The 26871-nt window shown below is 71.9% G+C and carries 23 protein-coding genes and 1 tRNA gene; 14 read left to right on the forward strand and 10 right to left on the reverse strand.

The window, feature by feature from the left end:
• Positions 1-199: 199 nt before the first annotated feature.
• Together HGN31_RS00435 and HGN31_RS00440 are read right to left on the reverse strand one after the other, a co-directional pair.
• A complete protein-coding gene (locus HGN31_RS00435) occupies positions 200-2638 on the reverse strand; it encodes a UvrD-helicase domain-containing protein (RefSeq protein ID WP_168781981.1) in 2439 nt (812 codons plus the stop codon).
• A gap of 44 nt (positions 2639-2682) precedes the next feature.
• Positions 2683-3690 (reverse strand): TerC family protein, encoded by a 1008-nt coding sequence (locus HGN31_RS00440; RefSeq protein WP_168781982.1) that lies wholly within the window; start codon positions 3688-3690, stop codon positions 2683-2685.
• 178 nt (positions 3691-3868) lie between these two features.
• Between HGN31_RS00440 and HGN31_RS00445 the strand changes: the two genes are divergently transcribed.
• Together HGN31_RS00445 and folE2 are read left to right on the forward strand one after the other, a co-directional pair.
• Positions 3869-5062 carry an aminotransferase class I/II-fold pyridoxal phosphate-dependent enzyme gene (locus tag HGN31_RS00445; RefSeq protein WP_168781983.1) on the forward strand — a complete coding sequence of 398 codons (1194 nt, stop codon included), beginning with the start codon at positions 3869-3871 and terminating at the stop codon, positions 5060-5062.
• 105 nt (positions 5063-5167) lie between these two features.
• Positions 5168-6133 (forward strand): GTP cyclohydrolase FolE2, encoded by a 966-nt coding sequence (gene folE2 / locus HGN31_RS00450; RefSeq protein WP_168781984.1) that lies wholly within the window; start codon positions 5168-5170, stop codon positions 6131-6133.
• 8 nt (positions 6134-6141) lie between these two features.
• On the opposite strand, the gene HGN31_RS00455 is transcribed toward folE2, so the two are convergent.
• The gene (locus tag HGN31_RS00455; RefSeq protein WP_168781985.1) at positions 6142-7551 is read right to left on the reverse strand and encodes a hypothetical protein; all 1410 of its coding nucleotides are present in this window, start codon (positions 7549-7551) and stop codon (positions 6142-6144) included.
• Positions 7552-8177: 626 nt separating this feature from the next.
• Between HGN31_RS00455 and ileS the strand changes: the two genes are divergently transcribed.
• The 6 genes from ileS (at position 8178) to ligD (ending at position 16229) form a co-directional block, all read left to right on the forward strand.
• Positions 8178-11144, forward strand: a complete 2967-nt coding sequence (gene ileS, locus HGN31_RS00460) for an isoleucine--tRNA ligase (RefSeq protein WP_168781986.1) — start codon at positions 8178-8180, stop codon at positions 11142-11144.
• A 3-nt stretch (positions 11145-11147) separates the two neighbouring features.
• Positions 11148-11510 carry a hypothetical protein gene (locus HGN31_RS00465; RefSeq protein ID WP_168781987.1) on the forward strand — a complete coding sequence of 121 codons (363 nt, stop codon included), beginning with the start codon at positions 11148-11150 and terminating at the stop codon, positions 11508-11510.
• A 90-nt stretch (positions 11511-11600) separates the two neighbouring features.
• On the forward strand, positions 11601-12443 hold the full coding sequence (locus tag HGN31_RS16240; RefSeq protein WP_211096312.1) for a hypothetical protein: 843 nt from the start codon (positions 11601-11603) through the stop codon (positions 12441-12443).
• Positions 12443-12805, forward strand: coding sequence for a cell division protein ZapA (locus HGN31_RS00475; protein ID WP_036704172.1), 363 nt, complete (start codon positions 12443-12445; stop codon positions 12803-12805). Before HGN31_RS16240 ends, HGN31_RS00475 begins: the two co-directional genes overlap by 1 nt.
• 82 nt (positions 12806-12887) lie before the next feature.
• Complete coding sequence (gene ku / locus HGN31_RS00480) at positions 12888-13805, forward strand: non-homologous end joining protein Ku (protein WP_168781988.1); 918 nt, start codon at positions 12888-12890, stop codon at positions 13803-13805.
• A 6-nt stretch (positions 13806-13811) separates the two neighbouring features.
• Entirely contained in the window at positions 13812-16229 is a 2418-nt protein-coding gene (ligD, locus tag HGN31_RS00485) for a DNA ligase D (RefSeq protein ID WP_168781989.1), read from the forward strand.
• On the opposite strand, the gene dtd is transcribed toward ligD, so the two are convergent.
• From dtd to HGN31_RS00505, 4 genes are all read right to left on the reverse strand, one after another.
• Positions 16226-16681 carry a D-aminoacyl-tRNA deacylase gene (dtd, locus tag HGN31_RS00490; protein WP_168781990.1) on the reverse strand — a complete coding sequence of 152 codons (456 nt, stop codon included), beginning with the start codon at positions 16679-16681 and terminating at the stop codon, positions 16226-16228. The two genes, ligD and dtd, sit on opposite strands and share 4 nt — an antisense overlap.
• On the reverse strand, positions 16678-17091 hold the full coding sequence (locus tag HGN31_RS00495) for a DUF6691 family protein (RefSeq protein WP_168781991.1): 414 nt from the start codon (positions 17089-17091) through the stop codon (positions 16678-16680). The genes dtd and HGN31_RS00495 overlap by 4 nt, the downstream gene beginning before the upstream one ends.
• Positions 17088-17516 (reverse strand): YeeE/YedE family protein, encoded by a 429-nt coding sequence (locus HGN31_RS00500; protein WP_168781992.1) that lies wholly within the window; start codon positions 17514-17516, stop codon positions 17088-17090. Before HGN31_RS00500 ends, HGN31_RS00495 begins: the two co-directional genes overlap by 4 nt.
• 77 nt (positions 17517-17593) lie before the next feature.
• On the reverse strand, positions 17594-17821 hold the full coding sequence (locus HGN31_RS00505; RefSeq protein ID WP_036704164.1) for a hypothetical protein: 228 nt from the start codon (positions 17819-17821) through the stop codon (positions 17594-17596).
• 115 nt (positions 17822-17936) lie between these two features.
• On the opposite strand from HGN31_RS00505, the gene HGN31_RS00510 reads away from it, so the two are divergent.
• Positions 17937-18185 carry a DUF2312 domain-containing protein gene (locus tag HGN31_RS00510; protein ID WP_036704162.1) on the forward strand — a complete coding sequence of 83 codons (249 nt, stop codon included), beginning with the start codon at positions 17937-17939 and terminating at the stop codon, positions 18183-18185.
• Positions 18186-18318: 133 nt separating this feature from the next.
• On the opposite strand, the gene HGN31_RS00515 is transcribed toward HGN31_RS00510, so the two are convergent.
• Positions 18319-19191, reverse strand: coding sequence for a hypothetical protein (locus HGN31_RS00515; protein WP_036735515.1), 873 nt, complete (start codon positions 19189-19191; stop codon positions 18319-18321).
• A 232-nt stretch (positions 19192-19423) separates the two neighbouring features.
• Here HGN31_RS00515 and HGN31_RS00520 point away from each other — a divergent pair, with 232 nt between their 5' ends.
• On the forward strand, positions 19424-21160 hold the full coding sequence (locus HGN31_RS00520) for an ABC transporter permease (protein WP_083388372.1): 1737 nt from the start codon (positions 19424-19426) through the stop codon (positions 21158-21160).
• A 43-nt stretch (positions 21161-21203) separates the two neighbouring features.
• Positions 21204-21278: transfer RNA gene (locus HGN31_RS00525), tRNA-Thr, on the forward strand.
• 101 nt (positions 21279-21379) lie between these two features.
• Here HGN31_RS00525 and HGN31_RS00530 read toward each other — a convergent pair.
• Positions 21380-22429, reverse strand: a complete 1050-nt coding sequence (locus tag HGN31_RS00530) for a dipeptidase (protein WP_168781993.1) — start codon at positions 22427-22429, stop codon at positions 21380-21382.
• Positions 22430-22611: 182 nt separating this feature from the next.
• On the opposite strand from HGN31_RS00530, the gene HGN31_RS00535 reads away from it, so the two are divergent.
• From HGN31_RS00535 to HGN31_RS00545, 3 genes are all read left to right on the forward strand, one after another.
• On the forward strand, positions 22612-22929 hold the full coding sequence (locus HGN31_RS00535) for an antibiotic biosynthesis monooxygenase family protein (protein ID WP_036712503.1): 318 nt from the start codon (positions 22612-22614) through the stop codon (positions 22927-22929).
• 130 nt (positions 22930-23059) lie between these two features.
• A complete protein-coding gene (gene parA, locus HGN31_RS00540) occupies positions 23060-23722 on the forward strand; it encodes a ParA family partition ATPase (RefSeq protein ID WP_052172101.1) in 663 nt (220 codons plus the stop codon).
• Between the two features lie 131 nt (positions 23723-23853).
• On the forward strand, positions 23854-24636 hold the full coding sequence (locus HGN31_RS00545; protein WP_168781994.1) for a methyltransferase domain-containing protein: 783 nt from the start codon (positions 23854-23856) through the stop codon (positions 24634-24636).
• An 18-nt stretch (positions 24637-24654) separates the two neighbouring features.
• Here the strand turns inward: HGN31_RS00545 and uvrB are convergent, their stop codons facing one another.
• Positions 24655-26847, reverse strand: a complete 2193-nt coding sequence (uvrB, locus tag HGN31_RS00550) for an excinuclease ABC subunit UvrB (protein ID WP_052513143.1) — start codon at positions 26845-26847, stop codon at positions 24655-24657.
• Positions 26848-26871 lie beyond the last annotated feature (24 nt).

The following is a 26871-nucleotide window of genomic DNA, read 5'->3' on the forward strand; positions in this document are numbered from 1 at the left end:
GCCGGGGCGCTGCCCCGGACCCCGGGATATTTGGGTCCAGCCCGAGGGGGCGGTGCGGCTAACCGGCGGGCAGGGGGAATCGGGGGTGTGGGACCCCCGCAGAGCCGTCAGCGGAATGGGTTGAGCCAGCGAGGCCGCCGGGTGGGCCACGCCGCGCGTCGGCGCGTGGGCGGCGGGGCGGGAGCCCTTCGGCTCAGCCTCAGAACGGCACGTCGTCCGACGGGGTGATGTCGCGGGCGGCCTCGGCGGCGGGCTGGACGTAGGCCGCCTTGATGGTCTTGAAGCCGGCGGGAAACTCGACCGTCAGCGTGTCCTCGGCAATGCCCTGGACCGTGCCGGTGCCGAACTTCGGATGGAACACCCGCTCGCCCACGGCGAAGCGCTCGCCCGGGGTCGCGTCGATGACGATCGGGGTGCGGTGGGTCGGCGCCGACCGGGCCGCCGCGCGTTCCTGCATCCGCTTCCAGCCGGGCGAGTTGTAGACGTCGGCGCGGCTCGCGCGGTCGTGCATGGCCGAGGGGGTGAAGGGCTGCCCGAACCCCTGCGCGGCCGCGCCGTAGCCGCCGCCGTAGAGGCCGGGGGGCGTCAGCACCTCGATCTGGTCCTCGGGCAGCTCGTCGATGAAGCGCGAGGGCAGCGACGACTGCCACTGGCCATACATCCGCCGGTTGCCGGCGAAGCTGATGGTGGCGAGGTCCTCGGCCCGGGTCAGGCCGACATAGGCGAGCCGCCGCTCTTCCTCGAGGCCCTTCAGGCCCGATTCGTCCATGCTGCGCTGGCTGGGGAACAGCCCGTCCTCCCACCCCGGCAGGAAGACGATGGGGTATTCGAGGCCCTTGGCGGCGTGCAGCGTCATGATCGACACCTCTTCGGCTTGCTCGCCCTCGGCCGCGTCCATCACCAGCGCCACGTGCTCGAGAAAGCCCTGCAGGTTTTCGAACTCTTCCAGCGCCTTGACGAGTTCCTTGAGGTTGTCGAGGCGGCCCGGCGCGTCGGGCGACTTGTCGGCCTGCCACATGGCCGTGTAGCCGGTCTCGTCGAGGATGCGCTCGGCCAGCTCGACGTGGCTCACCCGGCTGTCGAGCGCGTCGGCGTGAAAGCGGCCCATCGCCTCGGTGAAGAGCCGCATCTGGGCCGCGGCCTTGCCGCCCAAGTCGCCCGAGGCGACCGCCGCCGCCGCCCCCTGCAGCAGCGACAGCCCCTCGGCGCGGGCGACCCGCTGGATGGTCTGCAGGCCCTTGTCGCCCAGGCCCCGCTTGGGGGTGTTGGCGATGCGCTCGAACGCGAGGTCGTCGGTGGGCGAGACGGCGAGGCGGAAATAGGCCATCGCGTCGCGGATCTCGAGCCGCTCGTAGAAGCGCGGGCCGCCGATCACGCGGTAGGGCAGTCCGATGGTCATGAAGCGGTCCTCGAAGGCCCGCATCTGGTGGGCGGCGCGCACGAGGATGGCGATGTCGTTGAGGCTGCGGCGGCCGACGGAATGGCGGTGGCCGCCGTGGAAGGCCTCGATCTCCTCGCCGATCCAGCGGGCTTCGGCCTCGCTGTCCCAGTGGCCGATGAGGCGGACCTTCTCGCCCGGTTCGGCCTCGGTCCAGAGCGTCTTGCCCAGCCGGCCCTTGTTGGCGGCGATGAGGCCCGAGGCGGCGGCGAGGATCTGCGGCGTCGAGCGGTAGTTCTGTTCCAGCCGGATCACCTGGGCGCCGGGGAAGTCGGTCTCGAACCGCAGGATGTTGCCGACCTCGGCGCCGCGCCAGCCGTAGATCGACTGGTCGTCGTCGCCCACGCAGCAGATGTTGCGGTGCCCGGCCGCGAGCAGCCGCAGCCAGAGATACTGGGCGACGTTGGTGTCCTGGTACTCGTCGACGAGGATGTAGCGGAAGCGGTCCTGCCACTGCGCCAGCACGTCGGGGTGGGCCTGGAAGATCGTCACGCAATGCAACAGCAGGTCACCGAAGTCGGTGGCGTTCAGCTCGATCAGGCGGCGCTGGTACTGGGTGTAGAGCGCGACGCCCTTGCCGTCGTAGGCGTGGGACTCGGACGCGGGCACGCGGCCTGGGGTCAGGGCGCGGTTCTTCCAGTCGTCGATGAGCCCGGCCAGCATCCGCGCCGGCCAGCGCTTCTCGTCGATGTTCTCGGCGGCGATGAGCTGCTTGAGCAGCCGCAGCTGGTCGTCGGTGTCGAGGATGGTGAAGCTCGACTTCAGGTGCAGGTCGCCCACGCCGACGAGTTCGGCGTGGCGGCGCAGGATCTTGACGCTGACCGAGTGGAAGGTGCCGAGCCACGGCATCCCCTCGATCGTCTCGCCCAGGAGCTTCGCGATCCGCGCCTTCATCTCGCGCGCGGCCTTGTTGGTGAAGGTCACGGCGAGGATGCGGCCCGGCGTGGCCCGGCCCTGGGTCAGAAGATGGGCGATGCGGGTGGTGAGCGCGCGGGTCTTGCCGGTGCCGGCGCCGGCGAGCAGCAGGACCGGGCCGTCCAGCGCCTCGACCGCGGCGCGCTGCGCGGGGTTCAGCCCGTCGAGATAGGCGGGCGCCGCCTGCGCCCCGATCCCCATCGCCCGCGCGCTGAGCGACGGGCGGGGGGCGGGGGCACGGGAGGCTGCGGCCTCGAAGGCGTCGGCGTCGTCGAACTGGCTCATGACGCCAACATAGGCCGTTCAGCCTCGCAACGAAAGGGCGGTGTTCACGCCTTGTTCGTCAGCTCCGCGTGGGCCGCGCCGCGGGTGCGCCACAGCGAGTAGGCGACGCCCGCGGCGAGGATCACGAAGGTCACCGACAGCGACACCGACGGCGGCACCTTCTCGATCCCCAGCATCTCGGCCACGATCACCTTGCCGCCGATGAACACCAGCAGCACGGCCAGCGCCTGCTTGAGATAGGCGAAGCGGTGGATGATCGCCGCAAGCGCGAAGTAGAGCGCGCGCAGCCCGAGAATGGCGAAGATGTTCGAAGTGTAGACGATGTAGGGGTCGGTGGTGATCGCGAAGATCGCGGGCACGCTGTCGACGGCGAAGATCACGTCGGCGATCTCGACCATCGCCAGTGCGAGGAACAGCGGCGTGGCGAAGAGCAGGGTCTTGCCGCGGCGGCCGGGGCGGGGATCGGCGCGGCGGACGAAGAAGCGCTCGCCATGCAGTCGCGAGGTGACGCGCAGGTTGCGCTTGAGCCAGCGCAGGATGCGCGACTGGCCCACGTCGTGATCCTCGTCCCCCGAGGACAGCAGCATCTTGATGCCGGTGGCGATCAGGAAGACGGCGAAGATCAGCAGGATCCACTCGTAGCGCGCGACCAGCGTGGCGCCGACGCCGATCATGATGCCGCGCAGGACGATCACGCCGAGGATGCCCCAGAACAGCACCCGGTGCTGGTACTGCCGCGGGATGGCCAGCGCGCCGAAGATCATGGCGATGACGAACACGTTGTCCATCGCCAGCGACTTCTCGACCACGAAGCCGGTGAGGTACTCGAGCGCGGGCTGCTGGCCCATCTGCCACCAGACGAAGCCGCCGAAACCGAGCCCGAGGGCGATGTACATCACCGACAGCATCAGGCTGCGGCGCACCCCGATCTCGCGGTTGCCGCGGTTCAGGACGCCGAGGTCGAGGACCAGCAGCACCACCACGGCGGTGAGGAAGACGGCCCACATCCAGACGGGCTGGCCGAGAAACATCGTTGAAGTCAGGAAATCCACGGGTGGCGATCCTTTGCGGCGGGCCTTGCGGCGGTTGAGGTGATGCGACCGACATCACGATCCGCCAAGATCGCCAGAGGGGCCCGGTCCCGACGCGACTTAGGGCACGCCGCGTCGGCGTCAAGAGCGACGCGGCGGCCACGTTGCGCTTTTTCCGCGCCGGGCGTATTCCGCGGCCATGGCCGAGAACTCCGATTCCCCCCCGCGCCCCGCGTCCGCCCGGCACCCCCGCACCCGGGCGGTCCATGCCGGCATCCGCCGCAGCCAGTACGGCGAGATGGCCGAGGCGCTGTTCCTGACCCAGGGCTTCGCCTACGCCAGCGCCGAGGAGGCCGAGGCGCGGTTCATCAAGTCGGGGCCGGACGAGTTCATTTATGCCCGCTACGGCAACCCGACGAGCCGGATGTTCGAGGACCGGATGGCGAGCCTCGAGGGGACCGAGGATGCCTTTGCCACCGCCTCGGGGATGGCCGCGGTCAACGGGGCGCTGATGGCGATCGCGCGACCGGGCGAGCGGATCGTGGCGGCGCGGCAGCTTTTCGGGTCGTGCCTCTATGTGCTCGACATCCTCAAGCGCTTCGGGGTCGACGTGGTGCTGCTCGACGGCACCGACCTCGACCAGTGGCGGGCGGCGGTGACGCCGGGGACGCGGGCGGTGTTCTTCGAGACGGTCTCGAACCCGACGCTCGAGGTGATGGACATCGCGGGGATCGCCGACATCGCCCATGCGGCGGGCGCGCTGGTGGTGGTGGACAACGTCTTCGCCACGCCGGTCTTCTCGCGCGCCGTCGATCAGGGCGCGGATGTGGTGATCTATTCGACGACCAAGCACGTCGATGGCGGCGGGCGGGCGCTCGGCGGGGTGATCTGCGGCACCCGCCAGTTCGTGCGCGAGGTGGCCGAGCCTTATCTCAAGCACACCGGCGGGGCGATCAGCCCCTTCAACGCCTGGATCATGCTGAACGGGCTTTCGACGCTCGAGCTGCGGGTGCGGGCAATGGCGGACGGGGCGCTGGCGCTGGCGCTGGCGCTTGAGGGCGCCGGGGTGCGGGTGATCTATCCGGGCCTTGCCGCCCATCCCCAGCACGCGCTGGCGATGCGGCAGATGGGGTCGGGGGGGACGATGATCGCGCTCGACCTCGGCACCAAGGAGGCTGCCTTCGCGGCGCTGAACCGGATGGACCTGGTGTCGATCTCGAACAACCTCGGCGACGCCAAGTCCATCGCCACCCACCCGGCGACGACCACCCACCAGCGCCTGTCCGAGGACGACCGCGCGGCGATGGGGATCGGGCCGGGGCTGATCCGCCTGTCGGTCGGGCTGGAACACGCGGACGACCTGGCCGCCGACATCCTCGGCGCGATCGGCTGAGCCGGGGCCGCCCGTCTCGGCGGCCTTTGTCCAAACCGCGCCTGCCGCTTTGATTTCGCCCGCGGCGGCCCCATATCGGGACCGTCCGAACCGCCCGAGGCGCCGATGACCCAGACCACGCCCACCCCGTCCCCCGCCTATCCGGCGCTGCGCCGCGACTATCCGGCCGATTTCCGCGTGGACGAGGCCTATCGCGCCAGCCTGCCCGACCTGCAGAACGGCCCGGCGAGCCTGATCGTCGGCGCCCGCAAGGCGATCCAGCACGTCGGCATCTCGAACTTCCGCCTGCCGATCCGCTACCGCCAGAAGGACGGCGGCGAGATCACGCTGGAGACCAGCGTGACCGGCACCGTCAGCCTTGAGGCGGACCGCAAGGGCATCAACATGAGCCGCATCATGCGGTCCTTCTATGCCCACGCCGACAAGCAGTTCTCGCTCGGCGTGATGGCGGCGGCGCTGTCGGACTACAAGGACCACCTCGACGCGTTCGACGCGCGCATCCAGATGCGGCTCAGCTATCCGATGCGGGTCGGCTCGCTGCGCTCGGGGCTCGAGGGGTGGCAGTATTACGACCTCGCGCTCGAGATGGTGGACCAGGGTGGCGAGCGGCTGCGCATCCTGCACGCCGATTACGTCTATTCCTCGACCTGCCCCTGCTCGCTGGAACTGTCCGAGCACGCGCGGGCGGGGCGCGGGCAGCTTGCCACGCCGCACTCGCAGCGCTCGGTCGCGCGGATCTCGGCGGTGATGCTGGGCGAGGAGAAGCTGTGGTTCGAGGACATGATCGCGCTCTGCCGCCGGGCGGTGGCGACCGAGACGCAGGTGATGGTCAAGCGCGAGGACGAGCAGGCCTTCGCCGAGCTGAACGCCGCCAACCCGATCTTCGTCGAGGACGCGGTGCGCGCCTTCGCCCGCGAGCTCGAGGCCGAGCCGCGGGTGGGCGATTTCCGCATCATCGCCAGCCACCAGGAATCGCTGCACTCGCATGACGCGGTGAGCCTGCTGACCGAGGGCGAGACCTTCGCGCAGACCTCGCTCGACCCCGCGACCTTCGCCGGGCTGCGGGCGTAGGGGCGGGCCTAGACCCAGCCCAGCGTCACCAGCCCGGCCATCGCCCCGGTCCAGAGCACCAGCCCGGCGAGGCAATAGACTCCGTTCCAGCGCGGCCCGACCGTCACCGGCGTCTGGCCGACCAGCGCCGCGGCATAGGCAACGGTGGTGATCACGGGCGAGAAGATCATCACCAGGCTCCACGATCCCGCGAGGCTGAGGGCGGCGGCGAGGTCGGTGAGGCCGGGGATGTCGAGCCGGGTCACGAGCGCGCCCGCCACCGCGGCGGTGATGATCGGGTTGATCCCGAGGCTGGCGAGGCCGAAGAGCGTGAGGTTCAGCGCCACGATCACCACCCCGCCGCTGGCGTGGAGGCTGGCGACCAGCGCCTGCACCCGCTCGACCGGGATCAGCTCGAGCGCCAGCACCGAGAGCAGCCCGGCCGAGGCGAAGATGGCGATCTCGCCCGCCGCGAGGGGGAAGCGGCGCACGGTCATCACTGCGGTGCGTCGGACGGCGGCGCCCGCCCCGCCCGGCTGGTGGCGGCCGAGGACCGCCGCCCAGCCGAGGCTGTAGGCCGGCACCGCGAGCAGCAGCGCGTGCTGGAAATCCTGCCGCGCGATCTCGCCGATGGCGAAGACCAGGGCGCCGAGGGCTGCGACGTGCAGGATCAGCCGGATCAGCCCGGCCCGGTCGCCGGGCTCGGCGTGGGCGGGGGTCACCCCGGGCGTGCGCGCCGGCGCGGTGGCGCGGTCGAGCACCCAGCCCGCGGCCAGGAACACCAGCGCCACCGCGATCCCCGGCGGCCCGAGCCGGGCGTAGCTCAGGCCCGGCATGGCCAGCAGCAGGGTGTTCATCCCGAAGCCGAAGGGCGACCACAGCGGCAGCAGGCTGAAGCCGCGCAACACCGCCACGGTCATCCGCCTCAGCCGCACCGCCCGCACCGCCGCCGAGGCGCGGGTGTCGGCGTCGAGCGCCCGCACCGCCATCTCGAGCAGGATGGCGAGCCCCCCGAGGTTGATGAGCAGCCCGAAGATATTGCCGCCCGAGGCGAGCGCGAGGTAGCGCCGCCCCGGCGGCTGCGCGGTGAGATAGCGCCCCGCCTCGGCGATCGCCGGCGCGTCGCCCGCCACCACCCGCAGGATCCCGAGCAGCGCCAGCAGCGAGGCGAGAAAGGCCATGCGCGCCAGCCCGTCCTCGATCGCGGCGGGGGCGACGCCGCGGGCCAGCGCGAGGGCGAGCAGCGCGGCCGACAGGCCCACCGGCACCCACGAGGCGAGGGTGAAGCGCCGCCACTCGAGCGCGAAATAGACCGCGATGGCCGCGCCCGCGATCCAGCCGAGGGCCGGGGCAGGGTGCACGATCTCGGCCAGCGACACGGCGATCACCGCGCAGATGCAGGCCTGCGAGACGAGCGCGGCGCGCGAGCGGGGCGGCACGTCGATCATCGGCGGGCGGGGTGGGGGCAGGGGCGTCGCGAGTCGGTCATGCGGGCCACGTTGGGGCGGGGACGGGACGGGCGCAATCCGGCTGCCGCATCGGTGGCGCGTGCCATGCGGTGGGTGCATGGCTGGCTTGGGAAGGTGGGGGGCGACGGGCGGTGGAGGTGCGGCGGGCGGCCGGTGCCCGGCGCGCGTGTTGCGGGGTCGCGGTGCGGACTAGGCCAGCCGCATCCTGATTCAGCCGCATCCTGATAATGCTCTAATGCCCACCCCTCTTGCCCCCACGCGGCGAGGATCTGTGACCTGTCTCACATGCGATGGAAGCGGCGGCGCCGCTTGCGGCGGTCTCCCTGCGCGTTAGCGTTGCTTGACCCGGGGCAGGTACCGCGCATCCCGACCTTGTGGGTGCCAGCGTGCCCTCAACCGATCCGCCTCCGCACCCCCATGCCCCCCCCTGCCGCCCCGCCTTGCAGGGGCCGGGCGCGGTTCCTATAAGCCCGGCATGGTTCCCGCGGCCCGGATATCCCGAATTAGCCGCCCGGCGGCGTGAGCGTCTCGCGCCTGCCGGGTCGTTGCCTGCCCGTTGCCGTCTGCCCTAGCGCGCCCGCCCCCGAGGATTCCCGATGCCCGCCGACACCCTGACCGAAGACCACGCCGCCCCCGACTATCGCAGCACCGTCTTTTTGCCCGAGACCGAGTTTCCCATGCGCGCGGGCCTGCCGCAGCGCGAGCCCGAGTGGCTGACCCGCTGGGACCGGCTCGGCGTCTATGACCGGCTGCGCGCGCGCGCGGCGGGGCGGCAGCCCTTCGTGCTGCACGATGGCCCCCCCTATGCCAACGGGCATCTGCACATCGGCCATGCACTCAACAAGGTGCTCAAGGACTTCATCACCCGCAGCCAGCAGATGATGGGCCGGGACGCGCGCTACGTGCCGGGCTGGGACTGTCACGGCCTGCCGATCGAGTGGAAGATCGAGGAAGCCTATCGCGCCCGCGGGCAGGACAAGGACGCCGTGGACGTGGTCGAGTTCCGGCAGGAATGCCGCCGCTTCGCCGAGGGCTGGGTCGAGGTGCAGCGGGACGAGTTCCGCCGCCTCGGCGTCACCGGCAAGTGGGACGACCCCTACCTGACCATGGACTATCACGCCGAGGCGGTGATCGCGGGCGAGTTCATGAAGCTTGTGATGAACGGCAGCCTCTACCAGGGTTCGAAGCCGGTGATGTGGTCGCCGGTCGAGCAGACCGCGCTGGCCGAGGCCGAGGTCGAATACCACGACCACACCAGCCACATGATCTGGGTCGGCTTCCCGGTGGTGGCCCAGCATGAGTTCGCGCCGCTCGACGGCTGCCTCCGCACCGACCTGCTGGGCGCGCGGGTGGTGATCTGGACCACGACGCCCTGGACGATCCCGCAGAACCGGGCGGTCGCCTTCGGGCCGGGCATCGCCTACGGGCTTTACGAGGTGACGGGCCGGCCCGAGGCGTCGATGGCGCGGATCGGCGGCACCTACCTGCTGGCCGACAGGCTGGCCGACGAGACGTTCCGCGCAGCCAAGCTTGAACCGGGGATGTATCGCCGCCTGCGCGACGTGCCGGCCGACGAGCTGGCCTCGCTGGTCCTCGCCCATCCCTATCGCGGGATCGAGGGGGGCGCGGGCGAGTGGGACGGCGACATCCCGATGCTGCCCGGCGACCACGTGACCGAGGACGCGGGGACGGGCTTTGTGCACACCGCGCCCAGCCACGGCGACGACGACTATCAGTTGGCGCTGAAGCACGGGTTGAAGATGACCCACAACGTGCTGCCCGATGGCAGCTACCGCGCCGACCTGCCGGTCTTCGGGGGGCAGGCGATCCTGACCGCCGACGGCAAGGAGGGCCCGGCGAACGTCAGCAACATCAAGGCGTTGGCGGGGCAGGGGGCGCTCTTGGCCAAGGGCAAGCTCAAGCATTCGTACCCGCACAGCTGGCGGTCCAAGGCGCCGCTGATCTATCGCAACACGCCGCAGTGGTTCGCGGCCATCGACAAGCCGCTGGCGGACGGGATGGACGCGCATGGCGAGACCATCCGCGCCCGGGCGCTCGCCTCGATCGACGAGCTGGTGACGTGGACCCCGCCCTCGGGGCGCAACCGCATCCACAGCATGGTCGAAGGCCGCCCCGACTGGGTGCTGTCGCGGCAGCGCGCCTGGGGGGTGCCTCTGACCTGCTTCACCCGCAAGGGCGCGCGCCCCGACGACGCCGACTTCCTGCTGCGCGACGACCGCGTGAATGCCCGCATCCTCGCGGCGTTCGAGCGCGACGGCGCCGACGTCTGGTACCGCGACGGCTTCAAGGAGCGCGTCCTCGACGGGATCGTGAACCCCGCGGAGTACGAGCAGGTCATGGACGTGCTCGACGTGTGGTTCGATTCGGGCTCGACCCACGCCTTCGTGCTGCGCGACCGCGCGGACGGGGCGCCGGACGGCATCGCCGACCTCTACCTCGAGGGCACCGACCAGCATCGCGGCTGGTTCCAGTCCTCGCTCCTGCAGGCCTGTGCGACGCGCGGCCGGGCGCCCTATCGGGGCGTGCTGACCCACGGCTTCACGCTCGACGAGAAGGGCATGAAGATGTCCAAGTCGCTGGGCAACACCGTCGCCCCGCAGGAGGTGATCGACCAGTACGGCGCCGACATCCTGCGGCTGTGGGTGGCGCAGTCGGACTATACGGTCGACCTGCGGATCGGGAAGGAAATTTTGAAAGGCACCGCGGACGCCTATCGGCGGCTCAGGAACACCATGCGCTTCATGCTGGGCGCGCTGGCCGGCTTCGACGCGGCCGAGCGGCTGCCGCTGGCCGAGATGCCCGAACTGGACGCGCTGATGCTGCACCGGCTGGCGGAACTCGACAGCCGGGTGCGGGCGGGTTACGCGGCCTATGACTTCCAGGGGGTGTTCCGGGCGCTCTTCGACTTCGCCACCGGCGATCTCTCGGCCTTCTACTTCGACATCCGCAAGGACGCGCTCTATTGCGACGCGCCGACCAGCCCGCGCCGGCGGGCCGCGCGCACGGTGCTCGACGCGCTCTTCCAGCGGCTGACGCTGTGGCTGGCGCCGATCCTGCCCTTCACGGCCGAGGACGTGTGGCTTTCGCGCCATCCGTCCGAGGATGACAGCGTGCACCTGCACGACTTCCCCGAGACGCCGGCGGAGTGGCTGAACCCCGCGCTGGCCGCCAAGTGGGACGGCATCCGCCGCGCCCGCCGGGTGGTGACGGCGGCGCTGGAGCTGCGGCGCGCCGACAAGACCATCGGCGCGAGCCTCGAGGCGGCGCCGGTGGTCCATGTCGAGGATGCCGCGACGCTGGCGGCGCTGCGCTCGGTCGATTTCGCCGCGGTGTGCATCACCTCGGACGTGGGGCTGTCGGGCGATCCGGCGCCGTCCGAGGCGTTCCGGCTGCCCGAGGTGCCGGGGATCGGCGTGGTGTTCGAGCTGGCCGAGGGCGAGAAATGCCAGCGCTGCTGGCAGATCCTGCCCGACGTGGGCACCCACGACCATCCCGCGACCTGCGCCCGCTGCGACGCGGTGCTGGACGCGGCGGGGGTCTGAGGGGTGGCGGGCGCGCTGTCGGTCGTGCTGGTGCTGGTGACGCTGTCGGCGGGCGAGCCGCCGCATGTGTCGTTCAGCACCGCCGAGGATGCCGCCGACTGCGCGGCCAAGGGTGAGCGGCTGGGGGCGATCCTGACCGGCTCGGGCTACCGGATCGGCGCGCAGGCGTGCGTCGAGACGGACGCCCGCTTCGCCCCCTACGATCACGGCGCCAGCGTCTTCCCCCACGCCTACCGCGTGACGGTGCCGGCGACCGGCGCGGCGGCGGTCGAGCCGCTGGACCGGATCGGCGACTGCACGGCGGCGCCCGACGCCGATCCGGCGGTCTGGTGCGCGCTCTCGGCGCAGGCGCCGCTGGACGGCTGAGCCGGGCGTCGGGGGGCGGGGGCCCCGGCGCTTGCCAGAACCGCCCGGCTTTGCGAGAACGGGTTGCCTAGCCAGAGGACCGACCGTCCCATGACCGACATCTCCGCCGCCGAGCGGCGCCTGAGCGCCGCGCTCGACCGGCTTGACCACAGCCTCGACCGTGCCGCCCGCAGGCCCGCGCCCGCCGCGGTTGCCGTTGCAGCGCCCGTCACCGCTGCCGCCCCGGCATCGCCCGACGACGCCGAGCCCTCGGCCGAGATCGCGGCGCTGCGCGACCGGCAGGCGGCGACGCTCGAGGCGATGCAGATGCGGCTGGCCGAGGCGCATGAGCGGCTGGCCGGCGCGGGCGAGCAGGCGGCGCGGCTCGCGGCCGCCAACGACGAACTGGCGCGCGCCAACCGGGCGCTGATCGCGGCGATCGACGGCGAGGGCGCGGGCGACGACCCGGTGCGCACGGCGCTCGAGGCGGAGATCGAGGCCCAGCACGCGGCGCGGGCGGCGGAGGTTGCGCAGATGAGCGAGATCCTCGACGCGCTCGACCGGATGCTCGGGGTGACGACGACGCCGCGCAGCCATTCCTCGGCCGCGCGGGGCCGCCCCGGCACGAACGGGCGCCCCGCGACGGACCGTAGCCGCGCGCCTGTGCGTGGCGAGCCCACCGCGGAGCGCGCCGCCCCGGATGTCGCAACCGCCGCGGATGAGGCGCCCGCCGTCGCGGCCCCGGACAGCCCGGCCCCGGAAAGCCCGACCCCGACCGACCGCACCCCGCCGCAGGACACCCCCCGCGACCTGATCGTGGACCCCGACCCCGACGCGCTGCGGGCGGGCGAGGACTGGCTCGACGAGGATGCCGACCCGACCGATGACCTGCCCGATGAACTTCCCGAAGACCTGACCGCCGATCCGCTCGACCAGGAAGGAGGGCGCCGCTGATGCCCACCGTCGATTTCTCCATCGGCCACAAGGACTACACGCTCTCCTGCCAGGAGGGCGAGGAGCGGCTGCTCAAACGCGCGGCGGCGATGCTGGATACCGAGGCGCGGGCGATCCTCGACCAGGCCGGGCGGATGCCCGAGCCGCGGCTCTTGCTGCTGGCCGGGCTGATGCTCGCCGACCGCACCGCGGCGCTCGAGGATCGGGCCGCGGCGGCCGAGCGCGAGCTGGCGCGGCTCAAGGCCAATCCGCCCCGCATCGAGGTGCCGGTGGTCCCCGCGGCCATCGGCGAGGCGCTGGCCGAACTCGCCGCCCGGGCCGAGGCGCTGGCCGAGAAGGCCGAGGAAACGCTGGACGTCTGACCCCGCGCCGCCCGTGCGCGCGATGCAACCGCGCCGGGCGCCGGGGCGTTCGGCGCGAGGCATCTTGCGAGGGGGAACGGTCATGGCGTCGCGCGCGGTCTGGAAGGGGCAGCTCAGGCTCTCGCTGGTGTCGATCCCGATCGAGATCCACACCGCGACCAAGACCGGCCGCCGGGTCGCCTTCCGGCAGATCCACGGCCCCTCGGGCAAGCCGGTGAACTATGAGAAGACCGTGCCGGGCATCGGCAAGGTCTCGTCCGACGAGATCCTCAAGGGCTATTCGCTGGGCGACAACGAATACCTGCTGATCGACCCCGAAGAGATCGACGCGATCAAGCTCGAGACGAAGAAGACCTTCGAGCTGGTGCAGTTCGTCGGCACCAACGAGATCTCGCCGCTCTACTACGACCAGCCCTATTACATCGTCCCCGCCGACGATCTGGCCGAGGACGCCTATCGCGTGGTCCGTGACGCGCTGCGCAAGGCGCAGAAGACCGGGATCGGCCAGCTCACCCTGCGCGGGCGCGAGCATCTGTGCGCGGTGCGCCCCTGCGGCGACGGGCTGCTGATGGAGACGCTGTTCTACGCCGACGAGATCAAGGACGCCGACCCGCTGTTCAGCACCATCGAGGACGACGAGGCCGACCCGGACCTTTTGTCGGTCGCCACCGCGCTGATCGACAAGAAGACCGCGCCCTTCGACGCCGCGGCCTTCACCGACAACTACGACAAGTCGCTGCGGGCGCTGATCGAGGACAAGCGCAAGGGGCGGGCGCCGCGGGTCACCGCCTCGGGCGAGCGGCCCTCGGCCGACAACGTCGTGGACCTGATGCAGGCGCTCAAGGACAGTCTCAAGGCCTCGGGCGGGGCGGGGGCAGGTGCCTCGGGCGGCAAGACGGCGGCGAAGAAACCGGCGGCCGGCAAGGCCAAGGCCGCCGCGGACGAGGACGAGAAGCCCGCCAAGCCTGCTGCGAAGCCCCGCGCCCGCAAGGCGGGCTGATCGGGTTTGGACCGCCTCGCGCCCTACGCCGCCAAGCGCGACCCCGCGAAGACGCCCGAGCCGTTCGAGCCCGGCACCCCCTCGGGCGGGGCGCTGCGCTATTCGATGCAGAACCACGACGCGACCCGCCTGCACTGGGACCTGCGGCTCGAGTGGGAGGGGGTGCTGCTCAGCTGGGCGGTGACCCGCGGCCCGTCGCTCGATCCCGCCGACAAGCGCCTTGCCGTGCGGACCGAGGATCATCCGCTGCCCTACCTGACCTTCGAGGGGACGATCCCCAAGGGCGAGTACGGCGCCGGCACGGTGATGCTGTGGGACATCGGCCACTGGCGCCCGGTCGAGGATGCCGCCCGCGGCCTGACCAAGGGGCACCTGCGCTTCCAGCTTTACGGGCGGCGGCTGACAGGGCTCTGGGATCTCGTGCGGATCAAGGGCAAGCCGTCGGACAAGGGCCGCGAGAACTGGCTGATGGTCAAGGCCGAGGATGCCGCCGCCCACCAGCCCGACCCGGTGGCGCGCTACACCACCAGCATCGCCTCGGGCCGGGACTTCGCCGCCATCGCCGCGGGGGCGAAGGCGGTGCCGCCCGGACCGGCGGAGCCGCTGGCGCTGCCGAAACCGGCCGAGCCGATGCTGGCCAAGCTGGTCACCGACCCGCCCGAGGGCGACGACTGGCTGCATGAGGTCAAGATCGACGGCTACCGCGGGCTGGTGCATCTGGGCCGCGGCGGGCCGGTGATCCGCACCCGCAACGGGCTCGACTGGACCGACCGCTTTGCGCCGCTGGTGCCGGTGCTGGCGAGCCTGCCGGCCCGTGCGGCGCTGATCGACGGCGAGATCGTCGCGGGCGCCGGGGCGCAGGGGTTCGCCGCGCTGCAACAGGCGATCACCGACGGCGGGCCGTTTGGCTACGTCGCCTTCGACCTGCTGGAACTCGACGGCGCCAGCCTGCGCCGCGAGCCGCTGACCGCGCGCCGCGCGGCGCTTGCGGCGCTGCTCGGCGACCAGCCGCCTCTGGGGATCCTGCAGATGTCGGTGGCGCTGCCCGGCGACGGCGCGGCGGCGCTTGGCGCCATCTGCGCGGCGGGGGGCGAGGGGATCGTCTCGAAACGCGCGGCCAGCGTCTATCGCGCCGGGCGCAGTGATTCGTGGCGCAAGATCAAGTGCGACCGCCGCACCGCCTTTGCCGTCATCGGCTGGGCGAAATCCGACCGCCCCGGCCGCCCATTCGCCTCGCTGCTGCTGGCGAGCCCCGAGGGCGACGGCTGGCGCTATCGCGGCCGGGTCGGCACCGGGTTTTCGGCCGAGGTGCAGGCGGACCTTGCCGCGCGCATGGCGCCGCTGACCCGCAAGACCGCCCCCGCCGCGGTCCCGCGCAGCGAAACCCGCGGCGTGACCTGGGTCGAGCCGGTGCTGATGGCCGAGGTCCGCTATGCCGAAGAGACCACCGGCGGCATCCTGCGTCACGCGAGCTTCCAGGGCCTGCGCGAGGACAAGATGGCGCCCCCCGCGCCGTCTGAGCCGCCCGTCGTCCGGGTCGAGCGGGTGACGGCCGGGCGCAAGGTGGCGGGCGTCACCATCACCAACCCCGACCGCGTGATCTTCCCCGAGCCGGGCGTCACCAAGGGCGAGCTGGCCGAATACTACGCCGCCGCCGCCCCGCTGATGCTGGCGCATTGCGCCAACCGGCCCCTGTCGCTGGTGCGGCTGCCCGAGGGGATGGGTGGGCAGAGCTTCTTCCAGAAGCACGCCGGCAAGGGATTTCCCGCCCAGATCGCCCAGACCGACCTCCCGGGCGAGGACGAACCGGCGCTCTACGTCACCTCGGCCGCGGGGCTGGTTGCTGGGGCGCAGATGGGGGTCGTCGAATACCACATCCGCGGGGTGCTGCGTGACCGGCCGGACCGGCCGGACCGGATCGTGTTCGACCTCGACCCCGACGAGGGGCTGGGCTTCGCCGAGGTGAAAGCCGCGGCCTTCGACCTGCGCGACCGCCTTGCCGCACTGGGGCTGCCGACCTGGCCGATGCTGACCGGCGGCAAGGGCATCCACGTCGTCGGCGACCTGCGCCGCACGGCGGGGTGGGAGGTCGTCAAGCTCTTCGCCCGCAGCTTCGCGCATCTGCTCGCCGCCGAGGCGCCCGAGCGTTACGTGGCGGTGATGTCCAAGGCCAGGCGCGAGGGGAAAATCTTTATCGACTGGCTAAGGAACGACACGCAAGCCACCGCGATCGCTCCGTTTTCCTGCCGCGCACGGGCCGGGGCCACGGTGGCGGTGCCGCTGTCGTGGGCGGCGCTGGAGGCCGAGACGAGCGCGGCGGCCTATGACGTCCGCACCGCGCTTGAGGCCGCACCGCGGATCGCGCCCGCGCGGGCGGCGCCAGTCGGCATCGAGAAGGTCGCCCGGGCGCTCGTCGGCGACTAGGCGCGGTCGCGGTCGGCGCTGTCCATCCAGATCGTCACCGGCCCGTCATTGAACAGCGAAACCTTCATGTCCGCGCCGAACGCCCCGGTCTCGACCGGCAGGCCCAGCCCGCGCAGCGCCTCGGCGAAGTGGAGGTAGAGCCGCTCGCCCTCGTCCGGCGGGGCGGCGGTCGAGAAGCCGGGGCGGTTCCCGGTCCGCGTGTCGGCGGCCAGCGTGAACTGGCTCACGACCAGCACCGCCCCGCCCACGTCCTGCACCGAGCGGTTCATCTTGTCGGCCGCGTCGCGGAAGATCCGCAGTCGCGCCACGCGCCCGGCCAGCCGCTCGGCGGTGCCCGCATCGTCGCCCGCCATCGCGCAGACCAGCACCAGCAGCCCCGGGCCGATCCGGCCGACCGAGCGGCCCGCGACCGTGACCTCGGCCTCGGTCACGCGCTGGATCAGGACCCTCACCGGACCAGCCGCGCGGCGGCCATGCCGGCCAGCATGGCGGCCAGGAAGGCGAGGAACGGCCAGGGCGCGATCAGCGCCGAGGCGGCTGCGGGGCCGGGGCAGTAGCCCGCCAGCCCCCAGCCGAGCCCGAACAGCGCCGACCCGACGAAGAGCGGCGCATCGAGCTGCCGGGGCGCGGGGCCGGGCAGCGGTGCGCCGGTCGCGGCACGGGTCATCCGCCCCGCCACGCGCCAGGCCACCGCCATCGCCGCCACCGCGCCGCCCATCACGAAGGCCAGCGTCGGGTCCCAGGCCCCGAACGGGTCGAGGAACCCGCGCACCTTGGCCGGGTCGGTCATCCCCGCGACCAGCAGCCCGGCCCCGAACAGCGCGCCGCAGAGCAGCGGCAGGATCAGCCGCAGCGCGCTCATGGCGCGACCCCGAGTGCCCGGCCGATCAGCACGCCGACGACGCCGAAGCCGAGATAGGTGAAGGTTGCGGCCAGCCCCCGCGGCGCCAGCCGCGAGACGCCGCAGACGCCGTGCCCCGAGGTGCAGCCGTTGGCGAGCCGTGAGCCGAAGCCGACCAGCAGCCCCGCCACGACCAGCACCGGCAGGCCCACGAGCGGCGCGACCCCTTGGCCCGCGCCCGTCGCCACCAGCAGCGCCGGCGCGCCGACGAGGCCCATGACGAACAGCGCCCGCTCGAGCCACGGCGTCGCGCCGTCGCCGGGCGCGAGCACGCCCGCGATCAGCCCGCTCGCGCCCATGATCCGGCCGGTGCCGAGCAGGAACACCGCCGCGGCCAGCCCGATCATCAGCCCGCCGGCGAGCCCCATCATCCAGTCCAGCGGCATCGCGCCCCTCCATCGTTCACGGGTTTGCGCAAAGATATATTCGGTGTTGCGAATGTCAACGCAGCTGCGGGCCCGGCTCAGCGGCCGAGCATGATCCCCAGCACCACCGCCATCAGCCCCAGCATCGACGCCGCGAGCGCGGCCATGTTCACCGCGACCACCCGGCGCATGACGGCGCGCATGGCGGCGTCGTCCAGCGCCCGGCGGCGGGCGCCCAGCACCGCGGCGATGCACCAGACGATCCCGGCCAGACCTAGTGCCGCCAGCCCTGCGCCGCCCCAGATCAGCACGTCCCAGACCGTCATCGCGCGTCCCCCTTGCCGTTGGCCCCACTCATCCGCCCGGCCCTAGCGGCGATTGCGCGGGGCGGCAAGACGGCCTAGGAACGGCGCCTCAACCGCCAGCCCCCGAGGAGGCCCCATGAGCGACGACCAGGCTTACGGCATCGCAGCCGGCGAGCTGCGCCAGTTCATCGAACAGTTCGAACAGCTCGACGCCGAAAAGGCCGACATCGCCGAGCGGCAGAAAGAGCTGATGGCCGAGGCCAAGGCGCGCGGCTACGACACCAAGGTGATGCGCAAGGTCATCGCGCTGCGGAAGCGCGACAAGGACGACGTGGCCGAGGAAGAGGCGATCCTCGAGATGTACAAGGCCGCGCTGGGGATGTGACGGCGGGCCGGGCGGGCGGCCGTTTGTCGGCCGCTCGACGGACGCCCGGCGACGTCCGACGGCTCGGCCTTCCGTCGCGCGCCGGACACGCCCGACCGCCGCCCCCGGCCGGTTTTCGGGATCAGCCCCAGACTCAGGGGGCGAGGAACTCCACCCCCGGCAGGGCCGCGATCATCGCCACGTCTTCCTCGTAGAGGTCGGTCATCTCGTCCACGAGGTCCTGCGTCCAGCCGGGCAGGGTGACCGTCTCCAGCACCGCCTCGGGGCGGGCGTGCCGGCCCAGCATCTCGGCAAAGATCTTGCGCCGCGCCTCGACCGTCAGCCGGCCGGCCGCCGACAGCGCATCGCGCAGCTCGGTCATGCCCTCGGGCGGCAAGAGCTCGCCCAGCACCGCGAGACCCGACTTCAGCGGCACGTCGGCCGGCATCCGGGCGATGCGCCGCACCGCCTCGGGCCAGATCAGCGGCGTGTCCTCGTAGCACCAGACGATCACCCGGCGACCGGGGAAGGCCGCGACGATCGCCTGCATCGCTGGGCCCCAGCGCAGGCTGCGCGGGTCCACGCCGGGCATCACCTTGTCGTAGGGCTCGCCGATCCGCTCGATCAGATGCGGGATCTGCAGCGCCGGGTTGCGGATCGCCAGCGACACCTCGACCTCGGCCGAGGGGAAGAGCGCGGCCACCGCCCGGATCCGACCGCCGGCGGCGGCGAAGAAGCCGCGGTCCGAGAGGCAGCGCGCGGGCGATCCGATCAGCGAGGCCTGGCTCAGCACCATCCGCCGCACCTGGTCGGATTCGAGCAGCGCGTCGTAGATCACCTCTTCCATCGCCGGCGGCGCCTCGCCGCCCTTGAGCGAGCTGAGCGATTCGTCGAGCACCCCCTTGTACCTGCCGGGCGGCACCACCTCGACGCCCGCACCGAGCAGCCAGTCGCGGTTCTCCATCAGCGTGCGGATCATCCGCTCGGGCTCGGTGCCGTGGGTGCCGAAGTGGATGGCGACCTGCATCTGGGGCTCCTCGGGCGGGCTGCCCCAAGCGGGACGGGCGTGGCGGATGGAACAGGCGGGCGGTTCGCGCGCCGCTGCGGGCCGCAACTTAGCGGCGCGGCGTGGACAGTCAAACCGCTTTGCGATAGCCGGGGCCGTCCCTTCGGCGTCGCGGGCCGGTCCCGTTGACGTCCCCGCGACGTTCCCCCAAGGCGCCCGACCCGGTCGCCGTCCTCGACAGGGTGAGCCCACGATGCCCGCAGCCGCTGCCCCCCCGCGTCCGCCCGCGCCCGTCCCCCCGCCGGGGCCCGCCCCCGCACCCGCACCCGCCGCCCGCCGCGCGGTGCAGGAGCTGCGGCACGGCGCCGGGATCGGCTGGTCGCTCGGAGCGCTGGCCATCGCCGCCCTCGTGCTGGCGCCGGTCGTGGCGGTCGCGGTCATGGCGCTGAACCCGACCGACAACATCTGGCCGCACCTGATCGCCACCACCCTGCCGCGCTACCTGACCAACACGCTGATCCTTGCGCTCGGGACCGGGCTGATGGCGGCGGCGACGGGGGCCGGGGCGGCCTGGCTCGTCACCATGTTCCAGTTCCCCGGCCGCCGCGCGCTCGAGTGGATGCTGCTCATGCCGCTGGCCGTGCCGGCCTATATCGGCGCCTATGCGCTCGCGGATTTCCTCGACTATTCCGGCCCGGTGCAGACGGCGCTGCGCGAGGCGATGGGCTATGCCTCGGCCCGCGACTACTGGTTCCCGCGCATCCGCTCGATCGAGGCGGCGATGGTGGTGCTGGCCGCCTCGCTCTACCCCTATGTCTACCTGCTGGCCCGCGCCGCGTGGCTCGAGCAATCCGCCTCGGCCTACGAGGCCGCGCGCGCGCTTGGCACCGGCGGCTGGGGGCTGTTCCGCCGGGTGGGCCTGCCGCTGGCGCGGCCCGCCATCGTCGCGGGCGCCGCGATCGCGATGATGGAGTCGGTCGCGGACTACGGCGTGGTCAGCTATTTCGGCGTCCAGACGCTCAACACCGGCATCTTCACCACCTGGCTCGAGGGCCAGAACGCCGGCGGGGCGGCGCAGATCGCGCTGGTGATCCTGGGGCTCGTCGCGCTGATCATGCTGCTCGAGCGGGCGGGGCGGCGGCGGGCGCGCTATCACCAGAGCGCCCGCCATCCCCGTCCGGTGATCCGCACGCGCCTCACGGGCCTCGCGGGGGCGGCGGCGACGCTTGCCTGCCTCGCGCCGTTCCTCGTCGGATTCGTGCTGCCGGTGGCGGTGATCGGGCATTACGCCATCGCCTATCCGCAGGGCTGGTTCGGGCCGGGGCTGGCCAAGGCGCTCAGCCACACGCTGACGCTGGGCGGCGGGGCGGCGGTGGTCACGGTGCTGGCGGCGATGTTCATGGTCTACGGGGTGCGGCTGTCGGGGCTGCGCCTGCCGCGGCTGCTTCTGCCGGTCACGACCATCGGCTACGCCGCCCCCGGCGCGGTGCTGGCGGTGGGCATCCTCTTTCCGCTCGCAGCGCTCGACCACCGGGTCGCCGATGCGATCGAGGCGCTGACCGGGCGGGACCCCGGGCTGCTGCTGACCGGGACCGGGTTCGCCATCATCGTGGCCTATGTCGTGCGGTTCTTCGCGCTCGGGCAGGGGGCGCTCGACGCGGCCTTCACCCGGGTGCCGCCGTCGCTGCCGATGGCGGCGCGCTCCCTCGGGCGCGACGCGGGCGGCGTGCTGCGCGATCTCTACGTGCCGCTGATGCGCGGCTCGGTCGCCTCGGCGCTGCTGGTGGTGTTCGTGGACTGCACCAAAGAGCTGCCGGCGACGCTTCTGTTGCGGCCCTTCAACTACGAGACCCTCGCCACGCGGGTGCATGAAAAGGCGAGCCTCGAGGATCTGGGCAACGCCGCCCCCGCCGCGCTTCTGGTGATGGCGGTGGGGCTGGTGGCGGTGGCGCTGCTGGCCCGCACCAACCTCGGCCGGGGGCGCGGCTGACCGCGCTTGCGCCGCGGCCCCGCTGGTCCTATCTCGGGGCGGCGCCGGCTTAGCTCAGTGGTAGAGCGTCTGATTTGTAATCAGGGGGTCGGGGGTTCAAATCCCTCAGCCGGCACCAAGCCCCTGGCCAGCACCCTTCTTCCCTGCCCCAATATCCCGCGGGGGGGGCGGGGGCGCGCAGCCCCCGCGCGGCGGTGTCGCCTGAGAGCTACAGCCGACTCACCCGCCCCAGGTCCGCTCGAGCACATCCACCCAGTTGCGCCAGGCGATGCGCTCGGTCAGGGCGCGGCCGTAGCCATGCGCCTCCATCGCCGCGACCAGCCCGGGCAGGGCGGCGGCGTCGCCGAGGTCGGCGGGCATTACCGCCCCGTCGAAGTCGGATCCCAGCGCCACGCCCCCCTCGCCGAGGATCCCGAGCAGGTGGTCGAGGTGGCGCAGAAGCAGGTCGAACCCGGCGAAGCGCTCGCGCCGGCCGTCGGGGCGCAGGAAGCCGGTGTTGTAGTTGAGCCCCACCACCCCGCCGCTGTCGGCGATCTGGCGCAGCTGGCGGTCGGTCAGGTTGCGCGAGCTGGCCGAGATCGCGTGCACACCGGAATGGGTGGCGACCAGCGGCGCATCCGAGAGCGCCGCCACGTCGTCGCAGCCCTTCTCGTTCAGATGCGACAGGTCGATCAGGATCTTCAGCGCGTTGCACTCGCGCACCAGCGCCTTGCCTGCCGCAGTCAACCCGTCGCCGCGGTCGGGCGACGAGGGGAAGGCGAAGGGCACCCCGGTCGCGTAATCGGTCGGCCGCGACCAGACGAAGCCCAGCGAGCGCATCCCCAGCCCGTGCCACAGATGCAGCGCGTCGAGGCTCGGGATCGCCTCGGCCCCCTCCATGTGCAGGATCGCCGCGATCCGCCCGGCGTCCATCGCCGCGCGGATGTCGGCGGCGCTGCGGCAGATCGAGAGCGTCCCGGTCCGCTCGAGCGCGAACAGCGCCGCGGCCTGGGCGAAGGCCTGAGGCAGCCCGGTGGCGGCGGGGACGGGGTCGGGCAGGGGCAGGGCGAAGGGCGGGTTCTCCTTCGCCTTCAGCAGCGCCTCGATGTCGCCGGTCTCGGGGTCGGGGATCCACATGGCGAAGAACCCGCCCGCCATGCCGCCGCGCCTGAGCCGCGGCAGGTCCATGTGGCCGGTCCCGTCGCCCTCCAGCCACAGCGCCGGGCCGTCCGGCCCCGCGGCCACGGCGCGTTGCAGATAGTCGTTGTGGCCGTCGAACACCGGGATCATGGGCCTCTCCTCGGGCAGGTCAGGGCTGGGCGGTCGAGGTGTTTCACCCCGCGCCGGGCGATGCAAGGCCGCGCGGGCGGCCCGGGACCCGGCCCCGCGGGGTGGCGCGAGGGGGTGGCCCGGTGCCGGCACCCGTGGCAGACTGCGGCCCAGGACAGCCTGACGCGACAAAGGAGCCCGCCATGCCCCAGATCAGCACCGACGCCGTCGGCCAGACGGTGATCTGCACCTTCGACGTCACCCCGGGCACGGCGCAGGACGTGCTCGACGCACTGAACGACGCCTATGCCGCGGTGATCTCGCGCCAGGCGGGGTTCATCGCCGCCGCGGTGCACCTCAACGACGCCCAGACGCGGATCGCCACCTATTCGCAATGGTCCGACCGCAAGGACTATCAGGCGATGCTGCGCACCCCAGAGATGCGCGAGCGCAACCGCGTCATCCACACCATGTGCCGCAGCTTCGAGCCGGTGATGTACGAGGTTGCCTCGGTCTATTGATCGCTGCCGGCCGGGCGGGCAGCGCGCGGCCGCAGCACCCGAACCTACGGCGCGCGGGGCCGCGCAGCCTTGCCCTTCGCGGCCGCCCGTGCGACGTCGTTTCCAAGGCAGTACGGCCAGGGGAAGCCAGATGACCGGACGCATCATCACCGTCGCCCAGCAGAAGGGCGGGTCCGGCAAGACCACGCTCACCGTCAACCTCGCCATTGCGCTGCGCCGCCAGGGGCTGCGCGTGGCGGTGCTCGACACCGACCCGCAGGGCAGCCTCGGGCGCTGGTTCATCGAGCGGATGGATCGGGTGGGCGAGGACGAGGGGCTCGAGTTCACCACCTCGTCGGCCTGGGGGGCGAGCTACGAGGGCGAGAAGCTCAAGCGCCGCTTCGACGTGGTGCTGATCGACACGCCCCCGAAGATCGAGAGCGACCTGCGCCCGGCGCTGCGGATCGCCGACCTGATCGTGGTCCCGGTGGCGTCGAGCCAGGTGGATCTGTGGGCGACCGAAGGGGTGCTGGACCTTGCCCAACGCGAGAAGCGGCCGGTGCTGATCGTGCTGAACCGGGTGCGCCCCAACACCCGCCTCGGGGCCGAGGTCGCCGCGGGGGCGGCGGCGCTCGGCGTCGATGTGGCCGAGACGACGGTGGCCAACCGCGTCGCCTATGCCGAGACGCTGGGGCAGGGCAGCGCGGTGGCCGAAGGCCCGAAGGGCCCGGCCCGCGACGAGATCGCGGCGCTGGCCGACGAGGTCATGTCCCACGCCGGCGGCGCCGGGGCGCGGACCGTGCGGGCGGGCTGAGCCGCCGGGCTGCGAAATCTGCGCCGGCGTCGGGTGCCGGCGGCCGCGCTGACCTCTCGACTCTCGCCGCGGGCCGGGCCACACAAATCCCTCATGGCCGCATCGGCCGGGGATGAGCGCGAGCGCAGCAGATGACCGAGACCACCATCGACCAGGACACCACGCCCGCCGCGGGACAAGATCCCGCGCCGCACGGGGCCGATTTCAGCGACATCGCCGGGGCGACCGCGATCCCGGCGCTCGACGCGCCCCTCGACGACGAGGCGCTGCGGGCGCAGGTCACCGCGCTCGGGCCCTGGTTTCACAACATCCGCCTCTCCCCCGGGGTCGAGACCCGCGCCATCGCCCCGAGCGTCGGCCCGCAGCCGGCCGATCACCCGCTGCGCCGCTGGCACGTCTATGAGGACGTGCTGCCTGCCGACATGACCGGGATGCGGGTGCTGGACCTCGGCTCGGCCGACGGGTTCTTCGCCATCGAGATGGCGCGCCGCGGCGCCCATGTGCTCGCCCAGGACTTCTGGGGCGCGATGATCAAGCGGCTGCGCTTCGCCGCCCAGGCGACGGGGACGCAGGACCGGATCTGGACCCGCGTGGGCGACGTCAACGCCATCGCTGAGGGCGAGCGCTACGACGCCATCCTCTGCCTCGGGCTGCTCTACCACCTGCGCCACCCGTTCCACGATCTGGAACGGATCGCAAAGGCCTCGGACCTGCTGTGGCTCGAGACCACGCTGCACGACGGCGAGGGCAGCTTCATCCACTTCAAGCCGCCGGCCGAGGGGGTGCACCACATCCGCAAGTGGTTCCCGACGCGCGCCTGCGTCCGCGACATGCTGGACGAGTGCAAGTTCACCACCATCGAGGACATTCCCGACCCGACGCCCGGTCGCGGCTCGTTCCTCGCCCGGCGCTGAGGCGGCCGCCGCGGGGCCTCAGCCCCGCCGCTTGCTGCGCTTGTTGCCGCCGCGCTGGCCCGCCCGGCCGGCGGTCGAGCGTCCCGACGCCGCGACCGCCGCCTCGGCGGCCTCCTCGACCGCCTGCTGGCGGGCGAGCGGGTCGTCGGCGATGGTCAGCTCGACCGCTTCCAGCCGCTTGACCTCGTCCCTCAGCCGCGCGGCCTCCTCGAACTCGAGGTTCTCGGCGGCCTTGCGCATCTGCACCCGCAGCGCGTCGAGATGGGCCGCGAGGTTGCCGCCGACCAGCGGCTTGTCGACCTTGGTCGTGATCCGCGCCTGATCGGTGTCGCCCTGCCAGAGACCGGCCAGCACATCCTCGACGTTCTTGCGGACGGTCTGCGGGGTGATGCCGTGTTCCTCGTTATAGGCCATCTGCTTGGCGCGCCGCCGCTCGGTCTCGGCCATGGCGCGTTCCATGCTGCCGGTGATGTGGTCGGCATAGAGGATCACCCGCCCGTCGACGTTCCGCGCCGCCCGCCCGATCGTCTGGATCAGCGAGGTTTCCGAGCGCAGGAACCCCTCCTTGTCGGCATCGAGGATCGCCACCAGCCCGCACTCGGGGATGTCGAGCCCCTCGCGCAGCAGGTTGATCCCCACCAGCACGTCATAGGCGCCCAGCCGCAGGTCGCGCAGGATCTCGATCCGCTCGATCGTGTCGATGTCCGAGTGCATGTAGCGCACCCGGATTCCCTGTTCGTGCAGGTATTCGGTCAGATCCTCGGCCATGCGCTTGGTCAGCGTGGTGACCAGCGTGCGGTAGCCCTGGGCGCTGACCTTGCGGACCTCGTCCAGCAGGTCGTCCACCTGCGTCTCGACCGGCCGGATCTCGATCACCGGGTCCAGAAGCCCGGTCGGGCGGATCACCTGCTCGGTGAAGACGCCGCCGGTCTGGTCGAGCTCCCAATCCGCGGGGGTGGCCGAGACGAACACCGACTGCGGCCGCATCGCGTCCCATTCCTCGAACTTGAGCGGGCGGTTGTCCATGCACGAGGGCAGGCGGAAGCCGTGCTCGGCCAGCGTGAACTTGCGCCGGAAGTCGCCCCGGTACATGCCGCCGATCTGCGGCACGCTGACGTGGCTTTCGTCGGCGAAGACGATGGCGTTGTCGGGGATGAACTCGAAGAGCGTCGGCGGCGGCTCGCCCGGCGCGCGGCCGGTCAGGTAGCGCGAGTAGTTCTCGATCCCGTTGCAGACGCCCGTCGCCTCAAGCATCTCGAGGTCGAAGTTGGTGCGCTGTTCCAGCCGCTGCGCCTCCAAGAGCTTGCCCTCGTCGGTCAGCTGTTTCAGCCGGTTCTCAAGTTCGATGCGTATCCCCTTGATCGCCTGCTGCAATGTCGGGCGCGGGGTGACGTAGTGGCTGTTGGCGTAGATGCGGATCTGCTTGTACTCGGCCTCTTTCGCGCCGGTCAGCGGGTCGAACTCGGTGATGCTCTCAAGCTCGTTGCCGAAGAAGGAAAACCGCCAGGCGCGGTCCTCGAGGTGGGCGGGCCACACCTCGACCAGATCGCCGCGGACCCGGAAGGCGCCGCGCTGGAAGGCGGTGTCGAGGCGCTTGTACTGCTGGGCCACCAGCTCGCCGATGAACTGGCGCTGGTCGTAGCTTTGCCCAACGACCATGTCCTGGGTCATGGCCGAGTAGGTCTCGACCGAGCCGATGCCGTAGATGCAGCTCACCGAGGCCACGATGATCACGTCGTCACGCTCCAGCAGCGCGCGGGTGGCCGAGTGGCGCATCCGGTCGATGGCCTCGTTGATCTGCGATTCCTTCTCGATGTAGGTGTCCGAGCGCGGGACGTAGGCCTCGGGCTGGTAGTAGTCGTAGTAGCTGACGAAATACTCTACCGCGTTCTCGGGGAAGAAGCCCTTGAACTCGCCGTAAAGTTGGGCGGCCAGCGTCTTATTCGGGGCGAGGATGATCGCCGGGCGCTGGGTTTCCTCGATCACCTTGGCCATGGTGAAGGTCTTGCCGGTGCCCGTCGCGCCGAGCAGCACCTGGTCGCGCTCGCCCGCGCGCACGCCTGCGGTCAGCTCGACGATGGCGGTCGGCTGGTCGCCCGCGGGCTGGAACTCGCTGTGCATGACGAAGCGGCGCCCGCCCTCGAGCTTCTCGCGCGGCTTCGACGGGGTCAGAAGCAGCGGCATCGGGGCGTTGGTGTTGTTGTGAGCCATGACGGGACCTTGCGGGGGACGCCC

The sequence above is a fragment of the Paracoccus sanguinis genome (genome assembly GCF_012689545.1).
In the GTDB taxonomy this organism is placed as follows: domain Bacteria; phylum Pseudomonadota; class Alphaproteobacteria; order Rhodobacterales; family Rhodobacteraceae; genus Paracoccus; species Paracoccus panacisoli.